The sequence below is a fragment of the Hymenobacter polaris genome (assembly GCF_012927305.1).
Taxonomy (GTDB): Bacteria; Bacteroidota; Bacteroidia; order Cytophagales; family Hymenobacteraceae; genus Hymenobacter; species Hymenobacter polaris.
Genome location: NZ_JABBGH010000003.1, coordinates 1,158,221 through 1,171,664, shown reverse-complemented (window position 1 = coordinate 1,171,664; position 13,444 = coordinate 1,158,221). Strand labels below are relative to the sequence as shown.

The window sequence follows — 13,444 nt, the reverse complement described above, 5'->3', positions numbered from 1 at the left end:
ATTACTCCTAGGCTAACGGCCCTTTTGAAGGCGAGTTACGGCCTAGGCGCTTTCTGCAACCTAGTTACTTTCAATCATTTACTTACGCTTAGCCGTACCGTACCGGCCGGCAAGACCTCACTACCAGCATTTCGGGGCGCGCCTCAAAGCCGGTAAATCTGCACTCCGGCCGCGGTTATAAAATATCCAAAGTCATCGCCCAGCAGCACCTGGCGCACGGTCGTTGCATCGAGGCCGTCGGGCAGGGCCTGGGTGCGCTCGGTGAGGTTGTAGAGGTGGAAGAAGTGCAGCAGCCCGCCGCTGAGGTACACCAGCTCATCGCCTCTGAACGTGATGTTGTCGAGGCCCGCAAAGGGCAGCTTCTTGCGGTAGTTGCCTAGGTTATCGAATACGAAGATGCCGCTGGCGCGGTCTACCAGGTACACGTTGTTTTGGTACTGGCGCAGGAAGCGGAAGTCGGGCCGCGCGCCGCGCCCAATCAGCAAATCGAGCGGCGTGCTCTGCACCACGCGCAGGGCCTGGGGGTCGAACTCGCGCAGATTGAGGGTGCTTTCGTCGAGCAGCCACAGCAGGCCGTCGGGGGCCAGGGTGGCGGTGCGCACGGTGCCGTCCACGTAGTCGGCCAGCCGTATCTCGCTCAGCGGCGCCAGAAAGCGGTCGAGCAGCAGCACCTGCTGGCGGTCGTCGTAAAAAACCAGCAGGCTGTTCTGGTTCCAGGCTTCAATCAGGGCCACGTGGCCCGGCTGGGCGGGCGAGTACGTATTAAGCGGCGCCCCCTCGCGGCTGAGCTGGCGCAGGTTGTTGTCGCGGTCGGCCACGTAGAGCGTGCCGCGTCTATCCAGCGAGGCCGGGCCGGGCGCGGGCAGCCCTAGGGCCTTTATGGGCAGCCAAGTGGCGGCGGCCGGCGCGGGTGCCGTCGGGCTAATCTGGCCCGGCAGGCGCGTCGACTCGACCGGGGCCAGGCCGGCCGCCGGGGCCACCGAGGCGCCCGCGGGCACGTTGGCCTGGGCGCAGGCCAATAGGGGCAGCAGGCAGGCCGCCATCAGCGCCAGGCGCCGGCTAGCCCTTGTAGTCGCACAGTTCCATCGTACTCCCATCATACACCCCATACGAGCAATAATTGACCCACTCGCCGAGGTTAAGGTAGCGGCTGCCGGGGCCTACTGCTACGTCGAGGGGCAGGTGGCGGTGGCCAAACACGTAGTAATCGTGGTGGCGGCGCGCCTCCACGGCCCGGCAGTATTGCAGCAGCCACTCGTCTTCGCCAAAATAGTTCTCGTCGGCCGCACCGTTGCTCAGGCGCGAGCGCTGGCTCCAGCCATTGGCCAAGCCAATGCCCAGGTTGGGGTGCACGCGGGCAAACAGCCACTGCATCAGGCGCGACTCAAACACGGGCTTCAGCACGCGGCGGTAGGCAAAGTCGCCGGGCCCCAGGCCGTCGCCGTGGCCCAGGTGAAAGTATTTATCGCCAATCTGTTGGCTTACCGGCTGGCGGTGCACCGGAATGCCCATCTCCTGGGTGAAGTAGTCGAACATCCACAGGTCGTGGTTGCCGGTAAAGAGCGTGACGGGCAGGCCGCTATCGGTCAGCTCGGCCAGCTTGCCCTGCAGCCGGCTGAAGCCCTTGGGGATGGCATGCTTGTACTCAAACCAGAAGTCGAACACGTCGCCGAGCAGGTAAATGGCCGCCGCATCGCGGGCTGCCTGGTCGAGCCAGCGCACAATGCGGCGCTCCCGCTCGCGCGAGGTGGCAGCGTCGGGCACACCCAGGTGGAAGTCGGAGGCGAAGTATACCTGCTGGCCGGGCCCTAGGGCCTGGGGCGGCAGCTCAGGCCAGGTTTTCGGCACCATCAGCAAGCAGAAACAGCGTGAGCCGGCGCGGGCCGTGGGCCCCGAGTACCAGCGTTTTTTCAATATCAGCCGTGCGGCTGGGCCCCGTGGTGAGCGAAAGCATGGACGGCAGCACCCCGCCGTAGCGGGCGGCCGTCACGGCCAGCGCGTCGGCTATTTCGACCACCACCTGGCTGGGGCGGGCCAGCACCACGTGCTGCTCGGGGTAGATGCTGAGGCGCCGCCCGCTGGCCGTGGCGGCGCTTAGCAGTAGGCTGCCCGTGCGCGCCACCAGCGCCTCGCAGCTCGTGAGCCCCGCCGCAGCCTGGTCGATAAACTCCTCTTCATCGGCCTGAAAAGGTACGCCAGCGGCAGCCAGCAGCGCCTGCATAGCGGGTTCCCAGGCGTAAAACCGGCCACCGGTCGCCGGCAGCCGCTCGGTTAGCCAGGTTTGCAGCTGCTCGCCCAGCGCTCCTAGGGTGTCACAGTAAAAGAACTCCCCCCCAATGCGCTGAAAATTAGCCGCGAACACTTCAGCCAGGGTGGCGCCAGGGGGCAGCGGCGGATGCACCGGGGCCGCCCAGTCGGGCTCGGGCGGGGCGGGCGCCGGCCCGGCCGCCAGCGCAGTGCGAATGCGGGCCAGCATAGCTTCGCGGGAAGTGGACATGGCTACAAAGGTAGGAACGCGCCGCACGCGCCCGGCGGCGAAGCCCCTAGGGTACCTTGGGCGCTAAAAAAACGGCCAGCTTCCGGATAGAAGCTGGCCGTTTACTTGGCTAACTAGCAGCGCGTCACGCAGCTCTACACGGGCTCTGACTCAGGCTGGCCGGGTAAGTGCAGCTCGGGCAGGTCGCCGGTTAATGCGTCGGGGTGCTCGCGGCGCAGGTCGGTAGCGGTTTCCGAGCGGTCAGTACCGGCCATGTGGGCCTGGTAGTTGGTTTGGGCGCCGTTGGGGCGCGGGCCTACCAGGCGCTCGAGGTCGTCTTGCAGCAGCACTTCTTTCTCCAGCAGTTCCTTGGCAATTACCTCCAGCTCGTGGCGGCGCTCGGTCAGCAGCTCCTTGGTGCGCACATATGACTGCTCGATGATGCTACGCACCTCTTCGTCAATCATTTGCGAGGTAGCTTCCGAATACGGCTTGGTGAAGCCGTATTCACCTTGGCCCTTGGAGTCGTAGAACGACACGTTGCCAAGCTTGGCGTTCATGCCGTACATCGTCACGATGCTATAGGCCATTTTGGTAATGCGCTCGAGGTCGCTCAGCGCGCCGGTCGAGATTTTACCAAATACCAATTCCTCGGCGGCGCGGCCCCCTAGGGCCATGCACATCTCGTCAATCAGCTGCTCGGTATTGTATAGAAATTGCTCCTTGGGCAGGTACTGCGCGTAGCCGAGCGCGGCAACGCCGCGGGGCACGATGCTCACCTTCACCAGCGGGTCGCAGTGCTCTAGAAACCAGCCGGCGATAGCGTGGCCAGCCTCGTGGTAAGCTACAATTTTCTTCTCGCCGGGGCTGATAATCTTGTTCTTCTTCTCCAGGCCGCCGATTACGCGGTCGATAGCGTCGGTGAAATCTTGGGCCGTAATCATCTTCTTGTCGCGGCGGGCGGCAATAAGGGCAGCCTCGTTGCAGACGTTGGCGATTTCGGCACCCGCAAAGCCGGGGGTCATGGCCGAGAGCTTCTTGGCGTCCACGTCGGGCCCTAGGGTCAGGGGCTTAAGGTGCACGTTGAAAATCTGGGTGCGGCCCACGATATCGGGCTTGTCGATGCTAATCTGGCGGTCGAAGCGGCCGGGGCGCAGTAGGGCCGAGTCGAGGGTATCGGGGCGGTTGGTGGCAGCCAGGATGATAACGCCCGAGTCGGTGCCGAAGCCGTCCATCTCCACCAGCAGCGAGTTGAGGGTGTTTTCGCGCTCGTCGTTGCCGCCGGGCATGGCGCCCTTGCTGCGCGAGCGGCCCACGGCATCAATCTCGTCGATGAAGATGATGCACGGCGCCTTGGCCTTGGCTTGCTTAAAGAGGTCGCGCACACGGGCCGCGCCCACGCCCACAAACATCTCTACGAAGTCGGAGCCCGATAGCGAGAAAAAGGGCACGTCGGCCTCGCCAGCTACGGCCTTGGCCAGCAGCGTTTTGCCGGTGCCAGGAGGCCCTACCAGCAGGGCGCCTTTCGGAATCTTACCCCCTAGGATGGTGAACTTGCTGGGGTTCTTGAGGAACTCCACAATCTCTTGCACTTCCTCCTTGGCTTCTTCCAGGCCGGCCACGTCCTTAAACGTAATCTTCACCTTATCACCGCCTTCGAAGAGGGCAGCGCGGCTCTTGCCGATGTTGAAGATTTGGCCGCCCGGACCACCCGCGCTGCTCATGCGGCGCATGAGGAACACGAACAGCACCACGCTCAGAATGATGAGCCCGTAGCCGCTGATGAAGTCGAAGATGCTTTGGCGGTCGGTCACGTTCAGGGGCACCTGCTGGCCGGCCGGCACGTTGGCCTGCAGCTTATCCAACTGCTCCTGAAACAGCTTGGAATCGAGCACCGGGAAGTAGTACTGCGCGCCGCGGTCGCCCATGAGCGGGCCGCGCTGCGACAGCAGCTCATTCTTGTAGGGGGCTTTCTGCTCGGCGCTGGGCTTGAGGTCTACCTCCACTACCTGCTTGTTCACGACGGTGACGTCTTTGACGTCGCCGGCGGCCAGCATCTGCTCAAAGCGCTGCTGGTTGATTTTAATGGGGGCGTTGCGGTTATTGAAGAATAACAGGCCGGTGAACAGCACCAGCAGCCCGGCCATAACCCAAAGCTGCACTCCCGGCCGGGGAGTGGGCGTGGGCAGCGACGGCTTGCGGCGCTTAGGGGGCGTCGTATCGGACATAAATGATTAAAAACTAATTGGTTACTAAGTTAGTAAGCGGCGGCGCGTGCCGAGCACCTGGTAGTAGACGCACGAATTGGGTTAGGTATTTTATGCCAACGCGTAAAGCCCAAATCTTGTAACTACTACCGCCCGGCCAGCCGCGCACGCTGGCCGGGCTTGGCAGCCAGCCCGGCCCTAGCAACTAGTGGCGCGCCACGTCGGCCGTATCTTCCACGTAGGTAATCTTGGCATCACCCCACAGCTCTTCGAGCGCGTAGAACTGGCGCCGGTCGCGCAGGAAAACGTGCACGACCACATCTACATAGTCCAGCAGTACCCACTCGCGGTTGGTGCGGCCCTCGCTTTGCCAGGGAGCCTGGCCGGTTACTTTTTCTACTTCTTCTTCTACCGAGCGGGCCAGCGCGTCGAGCTGAGTATCGCTGGAAGCCGAGCAGATAACAAAGTAGTCGGCTACCGCGTTTTTCAACTCTTTCAAATTGAGCACGACGATGTCCTGCCCTTTGCGTTCTTGCAAGCCGCGAACGGCGATTTCTGCCAATGTGTCCGAATCCTGCCGGACCTGGGTGCTCTTCATAGAGTGCGTTTTCGTTTTAACTAAGCTAAGGTACGACTGCTAAACTGCGTGGTCATCAGCCCTAATACTATCTTCACGGGCCAGCAACTCATTTGGTTGCCGGCCTGCCCTTCTACCAACACGGAAGCGCACCAACTGTTGCGCGAAAACCGGGCCAGTGAAGGCTGCACCGTCATAACCGACGACCAGACGGCTGGCCGGGGCCAGCGCGGCAACACCTGGCAGGCTGCCCCTGCCGAAAACCTAACGCTTTCGGTGGTGTGGAAGCCCACTTTTTTAGCCGCCACCCAGCAGTTTTCACTGAGCCAGGCGGTGGCGCTGGCCGCCCACGATTGGGCGGCGCTGTTTTTGCCGGCTGCCGAGCAGTTGCGCCTCAAGTGGCCCAACGACCTGTATTTCGGCCAGCAGAAGCTAGGGGGAATTCTCATTGAGAACACCCTGGGCGGCGCAATGATTCAGGCTAGCGTCGTGGGTTTGGGATTAAATGTGAACCAGCGGCATTTTGGCCTGCCCACGCCTACTTCGCTTAGTTTGCTCACGGGCCGTTACTTCCGGCGCGAAGAGCTGGCCGCCCGCCTGCTCGAGTGCCTAGAGGCACGCTACCTGCAGCTGCGGGCCGGCCGCGTAGGCGAGCTGCGGCGCGACTACCTAGGGGTGCTGTACCGCTACCAGGAGTGGCACCCGTTTGAGGTAGGTGGGCAGCGGGTGCAGGGCTGCATCGTGGGCGTAGAGGCCGACGGCCAGCTGGCGGTAGAAATAGCGGGCACCGTGCGCCGCTTCGGCCTGCAGGAAATCCGGCACCTGTAGCGCGGCGGGGTGGGCCGCGCGCGAGCCCTGGTGCCTTGGCCGATGCCCTAGGGCCGTTGGTCGAGCGGCGTGACCGAGCGGGCCGGCAATAAGGTATTTTTGGCTAGCTGAACCGGAACTAAGCGACCCGGCACGGTGCTTGTTCACAGCAGGTTCATTGCCGGCTGGTTAAGTTGCCTCTAGCTTACCAAGCCGGCGCCGCTCTTGTCCATCGCCTTCCTTTACCCGCCCTCCTATGACGCGCTTCGCTACCCTAATTTTTAGTACTATCCTGGGGCTGCGCGTGGCCATGGCCACCACCTACGAGGTGAAAATCGGCCCCAACGGCGAGAACTCATATTCGCCTCAGGCGCTGCCCTCCCTGCGCGTGGGCGACGCGGTGAAGTTCACCTGGGTGTCGGGGGTGCACCCCACCATGTCCGATTCCTCGCCCGCGGCCTGGCCCACCTTCACGCTCAGCAGCAGCAACGCCAGCCAAATTGTCACTTTTGCGCAGGCCGGCTCCTATCCCTACCACTGCACCGTCCACGCGGGCCAAACGAGCACCGGCTACGTAGGCATGGTAGGTACCATCACGGTGCAGGCGGCGCTGGCCACCGGGCAGGGCCAGAGCCCTGTGCCGGCCCTCAGCGTGTTTCCCAACCCGGCCCGCGGCCAAACCACCCTGCAAGTGAGTGGCCCCGGCGGCGCCGACTACAAGGTGCGCCTGAGCAACGTGCTAGGCAGCGAAGTGCGCCGCCTGCCCGTGCGCCCCGAAAACACACCCGCCGCCGACGGCGTGGCCCTCGACCTGAGTGACTTGCCGCCCGGCCTCTATTTCTGCTCGTTGCTGGTGAACGATAAGACGCTGGTAACGAAACGCCTGACCGTGCTGTAGCGCGATACTACGCTTGCCTAGGGGCCGCTTCCGCGAGGGGGCGGCCTTTTTTGGACCCTAGGGGCTAGGCAGCGCAACCCTCGGCGGGTTGTTGCTACTTTTGGGGGCTAATCCAAAATGTAAGGAATAAGGCGGATGTAAAAATGTAGAAATGAAGCGTCCGCAGGTGCTTTAGCACGGTTGGCAATCATTTTCACATCCAGCACATGGGCTCTATTTCCACAGCTATTTTCCCGTATGCAATCGTTTAATAGGTTGAATAACCTGGTGGGCTGGGTGGTCTTTGCCCTGGCTCTGGCCACGTACCTGCTCACGCTCGAGCCCACGGCCTCGTTCTGGGACTGCGGCGAGTTCATCGCCTGCTCCTACAAGCTGCTGGTGCCCCACCCCCCCGGCGCCCCCACCTTCCTCATCCTGGGCCGCCTCCTCTCGCTGCTCAGCTTCGGCAACCGCGAACACGTGGCCCCGCTCATCAACGCCCTCTCGGGGCTGAGCAGCGCGTTTACCGTGCTGTTTCTGTTCTGGATAATCACGCGCATGGCCCGCAAGCTGCTGCTGGCCCGCACCGAGTTCGAGACCGAGACGCCCGAGCCCACCAGTCTGCAAATCTGGCTTATCCTCGGGGCCGGGGCGGTGGGCGCGCTCTCGTTTGCCTTCTCCGACTCGTTCTGGTTCAACGCCGTCGAGGGCGAGGTCTACGCCATGTCGAGCTTGTGCACGGCAGCGGTGGTGTGGATAATGCTGAAGTGGGAGGAGCGCGCCGACGAGCCCGACGCCGATAAGTGGCTGATTCTGATTGCCTACGTCATTGGCCTGAGCATCGGGGTGCACTTGCTCAATTTGCTGGCCGTGCCCGCCCTGGCCCTTATCTACTACTACCGCCGCCACCCTAACCCAACTGTCTTGGGCGGGGTTATCACACTGGTGGTGAGCCTGGTGATTGTGGGCTCGGTGCTGGTGGGCATCATTCCGGGCCTGCCCACGCTGGCGGGCTCGTTCGAGGTGTTCTTCGTCAACAGCATCGGCCTACCCTTCGACGCGGGCTTGCTTATCTTCCTGGGGCTGTTCGTGGGGCTGATTTGGCTGGGCTTCCGGCAGTCGTTTCAGCGCCGCAGCCAGCTATTGAACACCAGCATGTTGTGCTTCGTGTTTATCCTCATCGGCTACTCTACCTACCTGATTGTGCCCATCCGGGCCGCCTTTAAGCCCACCATCAACGAGAACGACCCCTCGGACGTGCTCTCGTTCGTGAGCTACCTCAAGCGCGAGCAGTACGGCTCGCGGCCCCTGCTCTACGGCCCGCAGTACAACGCCCAGCCTGACCACTATGAGGACGGCACCCCGCGCTACCGGCGCGAAGGCGGCAAGTACGTCGAGATTCTGCCCCGCGCCCAGGAGCCCGGCTACGCCGACGCCGACAAGATGCTGCTGCCCCGCATCTACAGCCCCGACCCGGCTCATATTCAAGAGTATAAGAAGTGGATACCCGACCTGGTGGAGGGTCAAAAGCCCACGATGGGCCAAAACCTGGGCTTTTTGTTCCGCTACCAGATTGGGCACATGTTCTGGCGCTACTTCGGCTGGAACTACATCGGGCGCGATTCTGACATTCAACAGGCGGGCGTACTTACGCCGTTTGCGCCCAGCGCCAGCACCGTGCCGGCGCGCATCGGCCAGAGCTTCGCGCGCAACAATTTCTTCGCCATTCCGCTCATCCTGGGCCTCATTGGCTTGTTTGTGCAGCTGCGGCGGCGCGGCCACGACGCGCTCATTGTGGGCCTCTTGTTCCTGTTTACGGGCATTGCCATTGTGGTGTACCTCAACCAGCCGCCGCTTGAGCCGCGCGAGCGGGACTACACCTTTACCGGGGCCACGTTTGCCTTTGCCATCTGGATTGGCCTAGGGGTCATCGGCATCGCGCAGGCCCTGCAAGCCGTTCTTAAGGCCGACAACCTGCGCACCGGCGTAGCGGTGCTGCTGGGGTTGGGCGCACCGGCCATTCTGGCGGCGCAGGGCTGGAACGACCACGACCGCTCGGGCCGCTACAACTCGGTCGATTCGGCCCGTAACCTGCTGAACTCGTGCGCCCCGAACGCCATCCTGTTCACCAACGGCGACAACGACACCTTCCCACTCTGGTACGTGCAGGAGGTGGAGGGCGTGCGCACCGACGTGCGCGTGGCGGTGCTTTCGTACCTGAACACCGACTGGTACATTGCCCAGATGAAGCGGCCCTCGTACAAGTCGGCGCCGCTGCCCATTTCGATGGGCGACGCGGCCTACGCCCAGGGCAACAACGACATGCTGCCCTTCATGCCCAACGCAGCCGTGGATAGCCTCGACCTCAAGCAGTTCATCGGCCTGGTGGGTTCGGGCAGCCCGCTGCTGAAGTACTCGGAAGGCGGCTACACTACCAGCACCTATCCCACGCCCAAGTTCTTTATGAAGGTGGATACGGCCGCCGTGAAGACCCTAGGCATTGTGCCGGCCGACCGCCAAAACCAGCTGGTGAGCGAGTTGCGCTGGAGCATGGGCAAGCGCGCTATTGAAAAGAAGAATCTGGTGATTCTGGACATGATTGCCACTAACAACTGGAAGCGGCCCATCTACTTCAGCTCGACGGTGACGCCCTCCGACTACATGAACCTGGAGCCCTACTTCCAGCTCGAAGGCATGGCCTACCGCCTGCTGCCCCTGCGCGACCCCAACTACGACAAGCGCGGCGAGGAAGGCTACGTGGAGAAACCCATCTGCTACAATGAGCTGATGAACGTATTCCGCTACCGCGGGCTGAGTAACGCCAACATCTTCTACGACGAAAACAACCTGCGCTTCCCGGCCAACTACCGCGATAAGTTTGCCCGCCTGGCCAACGCCTACCTGGCCGAAGGCAACACGGCCAAGGCCAAGGAAGTAGCCAGCAAGTGCCTGGCCGTAATGCCCGACGCGGCCATCCCCTACGACTACTACACGCCGCAGCTGATTCCGGCGCTGGTGGCCGGCGGCGAAAAAGCCAAGGCCGACGACATCATGGACAAGCTCACCACGCGCAGCATCCAGGTGCTCAACTACTACCAGAGCCACGACGGCGCCCTCTTCGACGACAGCCAGCGCCAGTACCTTTACGTGCTGCAAAGCATCTACCAAGCCGCCAGCAACCCGCTGGTGCACGACGAGGCGCGGGCCAAGAAAGCCTACGCCGTGCTGGAGCCCTACCTGCGCGCGCAGCAGCAGTAGGCCCTAGGGCCTCCCAACAGCCAAAAGGCCGCCCTGCTTCTCGGAGCAGGGCGGCCTTTTGGCTGTTGGGAGCTGTTAACGGGACCTTATTATGTATAAAATAGCACGCCATGCTGAGCTTGTTGAAGCATGGCGTGCTATTTATGCCTGTGTACACTTCCCGGTTAATGGGGCGCAACGGGCGCCGGCCCGGCCTGGCGCAGCGAGTCGGCGCGGGCGCGGAGGCGGCGGAAGCGGGCGCGGATGAGCTGGTGCTTCTGGTACTGCTCGGGCGTGCAAATGGCATGTAGCTGCGCCTCGAAGTTATCCTCAATTGCTTTATCCTCCGCATCGAGCGGGATGCGGCCCTGCGCGTGAGCGGCTTCGAGCCGGCGCAGCTTGGCCTGGCGGGCCTGGTACTGCACCAGCGCGGCGGCGCGCACCTGGGTGGCTTGCGCTGGGCTCAGGCCAAGCTGGCCCGTTAGCCGGGCAGCTTCCGCATCGGCTTGCGGCTCGGGCGGCGTGTCAGAGCCAATTATGACGCGCCGCACGCCTACGTTGGCGGGCAGGGGGCTAGGCGCGGTTTGGGCCAGGGCCGGCAGGGCGGGCAGCAGCGCCAGTAGCAGGAGGTTCTTCATGGGCCCAAAGCTAGGCGACGGCGCCCTAGGCCCCGCAACTCGGCTAAGGCGTGGCTTTAACGGGTTTCTCCTTGGTTTTCAGCGCCTGGGCAATGGCCTGCATCAGCAGCGGCTCCATCACTTGGTAGCCGGCCAGGGTGGGGTGCACCTCGTCTTTGGAGAGGGCCGGGGGCAGGCCCTGGCGGCTATCGGCCATGGCCGCGTGGTAGTTGAGGTAGGTGGCGCCCCGCTCGGCGGCGTAGGCGCGCAGCTGCTGGTTGAGGGCCAGCACCTTGGGCGCGGGCTCGAGGCCGCGGCGCCAGGCAAAATCGTAGGCTGGCAGCACCGAGCTGAGCACCACTCGCACGCCGTGGGCCTGCGCCAGCTCGGTCATCGACTTGATGTTGTTGAGCGTGGCTTGCTGGTCGTAGGGGCCGGTGTTTTGGGCGATGTCGTTGATGCCGGCCAGGATGACCACCACGGCCGGGTGCAAATCCAGCACGTCCTGGCGGAAGCGCACCAGCATTTGCGGCGTGGTTTGCCCGCTAATGCCGCGCCCCACCAGCTCGTAGCGGCGGTCGGCAAAAAACGCCGAGTCGGCCCGCGGCCAAGCATCGGTGATGGAATTGCCGAGCAGCACCACGCGGGGCCGGCCGGGCTGCGGCGCAGGTAGGGCCCGGTTGGCCGCGGCGTAGCGCCCTAGGCCGTCGCGGTCGGGCGCGGGGGTGGTTTGGGCCAGGGCGGGCGCGGCCCCTAGGGCCAGCAGGGCGAGGAAAAGGGATTTGAGAAGCATATCTTTTTTAAGATGCAGTAACCTAAAGTAAGACCGTCATACTCATCTGGTGTTCGCCTGCCGAAGCATCTCTACCGCTTCGTTGGGTTAGTGACCCTAGATGGCGTGGTAGAGATGCTTCGCGGGGCTCAGCATGACGGTTTTTTGTTCGCGGCTGTTTACAGCCTCTAAGCTTTTAGCTCATACCCTGCAAAATCCTGCCGCAGCTGGGTTTTGAGGAGCTTGCCGGTGGCCGTGTGGGGCAGCTGCTCCACAAACTCCACCGCGTCGGGGCGCTGCCAGGCGGCTATTTTGCCGTCGTAGAACGCCAGCAGCTCCTGGGCTGACACTTGCTGGCCGGGCTTGCGCACCACGATGAGCAGCGGGCGCTCGCTCCACTTGGGGTGGGGCACGCCAATGACGGCGGCTTCGGCCACGGCGGGGTGGGCCACGGCCAGGTTTTCGAGGTCGATGCTGGAAATCCACTCGCCGCCCGACTTAATGACGTCCTTCGAGCGGTCGGTGATTTGCAGGAAGCCCTCGGCGTCGATGGTGCCCACGTCGCCGGTACGAAACCAGCCGCTGGCCGCAAACTGGCTCGACTGCACGCCGCCGAAATAGCCGCTGGCAATGAAGGGCCCCCGCACCAGTAAGTCGCCAAACGCCACGCCGTCGTGGGGCAGCGGCTGGCCGGCGTCGTCCACAATCTCCATATCCACGCCGTAGATGGCGCGGCCCTGCTTGGTCAGCTCCCGGAACTGCTCGGCCGGCGGCCAGCTCAACTGGTTGGTCTTGAGGGTGCTCACGGTACCTAGGGGCGAGGTTTCGCTCATGCCCCAGGCGTGGCGAATTTCGACGCCCAGCTCCTCGGCAAAGGCGCGCAGCAGCGCCGGCGGGCACGAGGCGCCGCCCACTATCATGCGGCGAAGGGTGCTGAAGCGGCGCGGGCCTTCGCGCATAAACTGCAGCAGCCCAAACCAGATGGTGGGCACGCCGGCCGAGAAGGTAACGCCTTCGCTTTCAAACAGCTCAAACAAGCTGGCCGGGTCGAGGGCCGGGCCGGGCATGACTAATTTGCAGCCGTTGAGCGGCGCCAGGTACGGGATACCCCAGGCGTTGACGTGAAACATGGGCACCACGGGCAGCACCACATCGCGGGCGCCGCAGCCGAAGCAGTCGGGCAGCGAGGCGGCGTAGCTGTGCAGCAGCGTGGAGCGGTGCGAGTAGAGCACGCCCTTGGGCTGGTCGGTGGTGCCCGAGGTGTAGCACAGCGACGAGGCCGTGTTCTCGTCAAGTTCTGGCCACTCAAAATTGGGCTGCTCGGCCGCCAACAGAGTTTCGTAGTCGAGCAAACCGGGCAGGCTGGTGGCGGCCGGCCGGTGGGCGGCGCCCGTCAGCAGCACCCAGTGGCGCACGGTGGGGCAGTGCGGCGCCAGCTTCTCCACCAGGGGCAGAAACGTGAGGTCGAAGCACAGCACCTCGTCTTCGGCGTGGTTGACGATGTACACTAACTGCTCGAAAAACAGCCGGGGGTTGATGGTGTGGCACACCGCCCCTAGGCCCGAAATACCGTAGTAAAGCTCTAGGTGGCGGTGGGTATTCCAAGCCAGGGTGGCCACGCGGGCGCCGGGTGCCACGCCCAGGCGGGTGAACGCATGGGCCAGCTGGCGGGCGCGGGCGTGCACCTGGGCGTAGGTAGTGCGGTGCAGCGGGCCGCCCTCGGGCAGGCGCGACACGATTTCGGTGCTGCCGTGCCAGCGGGCGGCGTGTTCAATCAAACCCTTCACCAGAAGGGGCGTGGGCATCATCAGTCCGAGCATGGCGCGGGGCGAGGGCAAAAGAGTGGGAAAAAAGCGGCAGTAAGTTAACCCTTA

The 13,444-nt window shown here is 63.6% G+C and carries 11 protein-coding genes; 3 read left to right on the top strand and 8 right to left on the bottom strand.

The features are described 5' to 3' along the window. Window positions 1-143: 143 nt before the first annotated feature. From HHL22_RS21585 to rsfS, 5 genes are all read right to left on the bottom strand, one after another. Window positions 144-1,043 (bottom strand): hypothetical protein, encoded by a 900-nt coding sequence (locus HHL22_RS21585; RefSeq protein ID WP_169533443.1) that lies wholly within the window; start codon window positions 1,041-1,043, stop codon window positions 144-146. Between the two features lie 16 nt (window positions 1,044-1,059). Beyond that, the gene (locus HHL22_RS21580; protein WP_169533442.1) at window positions 1,060-1,851 is read right to left on the bottom strand and encodes a UDP-2,3-diacylglucosamine diphosphatase; all 792 of its coding nucleotides are present in this window, start codon (window positions 1,849-1,851) and stop codon (window positions 1,060-1,062) included. Then, window positions 1,829-2,497: a LutC/YkgG family protein gene (locus tag HHL22_RS21575; protein ID WP_169533441.1), complete on the bottom strand. Its 669-nt coding sequence runs from the start codon at window positions 2,495-2,497 to the stop codon at window positions 1,829-1,831. The genes HHL22_RS21580 and HHL22_RS21575 overlap by 23 nt, the downstream gene beginning before the upstream one ends. Before the next feature lie 134 nt (window positions 2,498-2,631). After that, entirely contained in the window at window positions 2,632-4,704 is a 2,073-nt protein-coding gene (gene ftsH, locus HHL22_RS21570; protein WP_169533440.1) for an ATP-dependent zinc metalloprotease FtsH, read from the bottom strand. 184 nt (window positions 4,705-4,888) lie between these two features. Continuing rightward, complete coding sequence (gene rsfS, locus HHL22_RS21565; protein WP_169533439.1) at window positions 4,889-5,281, bottom strand: ribosome silencing factor; 393 nt, start codon at window positions 5,279-5,281, stop codon at window positions 4,889-4,891. Between the two features lie 48 nt (window positions 5,282-5,329). On the opposite strand from rsfS, the gene HHL22_RS21560 reads away from it, so the two are divergent. From HHL22_RS21560 to HHL22_RS21550, 3 genes are all read left to right on the top strand, one after another. Then, entirely contained in the window at window positions 5,330-6,088 is a 759-nt protein-coding gene (locus HHL22_RS21560) for a biotin--[acetyl-CoA-carboxylase] ligase (protein ID WP_317172717.1), read from the top strand. A gap of 235 nt (window positions 6,089-6,323) precedes the next feature. Then, window positions 6,324-6,965: a T9SS type A sorting domain-containing protein gene (locus tag HHL22_RS21555; RefSeq protein WP_169533438.1), complete on the top strand. Its 642-nt coding sequence runs from the start codon at window positions 6,324-6,326 to the stop codon at window positions 6,963-6,965. Window positions 6,966-7,202: 237 nt separating this feature from the next. Continuing rightward, a complete protein-coding gene (locus HHL22_RS21550) occupies window positions 7,203-10,202 on the top strand; it encodes a glycosyltransferase family 117 protein (protein WP_169533437.1) in 3,000 nt (999 codons plus the stop codon). Window positions 10,203-10,366: 164 nt separating this feature from the next. Here HHL22_RS21550 and HHL22_RS21545 read toward each other — a convergent pair whose 3' ends face one another. The 3 genes from HHL22_RS21545 to HHL22_RS21535 all read right to left on the bottom strand — a co-directional run bounded on the left by HHL22_RS21545 (window position 10,367) and on the right by HHL22_RS21535 (window position 13,408). Further along, a complete protein-coding gene (locus HHL22_RS21545; RefSeq protein ID WP_169533436.1) occupies window positions 10,367-10,819 on the bottom strand; it encodes a hypothetical protein in 453 nt (150 codons plus the stop codon). 43 nt (window positions 10,820-10,862) lie between these two features. Next, entirely contained in the window at window positions 10,863-11,591 is a 729-nt protein-coding gene (locus tag HHL22_RS21540) for a GDSL-type esterase/lipase family protein (RefSeq protein WP_169533435.1), read from the bottom strand. 167 nt (window positions 11,592-11,758) lie between these two features. Continuing rightward, window positions 11,759-13,408: a 3-(methylthio)propionyl-CoA ligase gene (locus tag HHL22_RS21535; RefSeq protein WP_241738198.1), complete on the bottom strand. Its 1,650-nt coding sequence runs from the start codon at window positions 13,406-13,408 to the stop codon at window positions 11,759-11,761. Between the last annotated feature and the right edge of the window lie 36 nt (window positions 13,409-13,444).

Bases quoted from the DNA above. Each gene is read 5' to 3' on its own strand.
- HHL22_RS21585 (WP_169533443.1), bottom strand. From the start codon at position 1,043: ATGGCGGCCTGCCTGCTGCCCCTATTGGCCTGCGCCCAGGCCAACGTG.
- HHL22_RS21580 (WP_169533442.1), bottom strand. From the start codon at position 1,851: ATGGTGCCGAAAACCTGGCCTGAGCTGCCGCCCCAGGCCCTAGGGCCC.
- HHL22_RS21575 (WP_169533441.1), bottom strand. From the start codon at position 2,497: ATGTCCACTTCCCGCGAAGCTATGCTGGCCCGCATTCGCACTGCGCTG.
- ftsH (WP_169533440.1), bottom strand. From the start codon at position 4,704: ATGTCCGATACGACGCCCCCTAAGCGCCGCAAGCCGTCGCTGCCCACG.
- rsfS (WP_169533439.1), bottom strand. From the start codon at position 5,281: ATGAAGAGCACCCAGGTCCGGCAGGATTCGGACACATTGGCAGAAATC.
- HHL22_RS21555 (WP_169533438.1), top strand. From the start codon at position 6,324: ATGACGCGCTTCGCTACCCTAATTTTTAGTACTATCCTGGGGCTGCGC.
- HHL22_RS21550 (WP_169533437.1), top strand. From the start codon at position 7,203: ATGCAATCGTTTAATAGGTTGAATAACCTGGTGGGCTGGGTGGTCTTT.
- HHL22_RS21545 (WP_169533436.1), bottom strand. From the start codon at position 10,819: ATGAAGAACCTCCTGCTACTGGCGCTGCTGCCCGCCCTGCCGGCCCTG.
- HHL22_RS21540 (WP_169533435.1), bottom strand. From the start codon at position 11,591: ATGCTTCTCAAATCCCTTTTCCTCGCCCTGCTGGCCCTAGGGGCCGCG.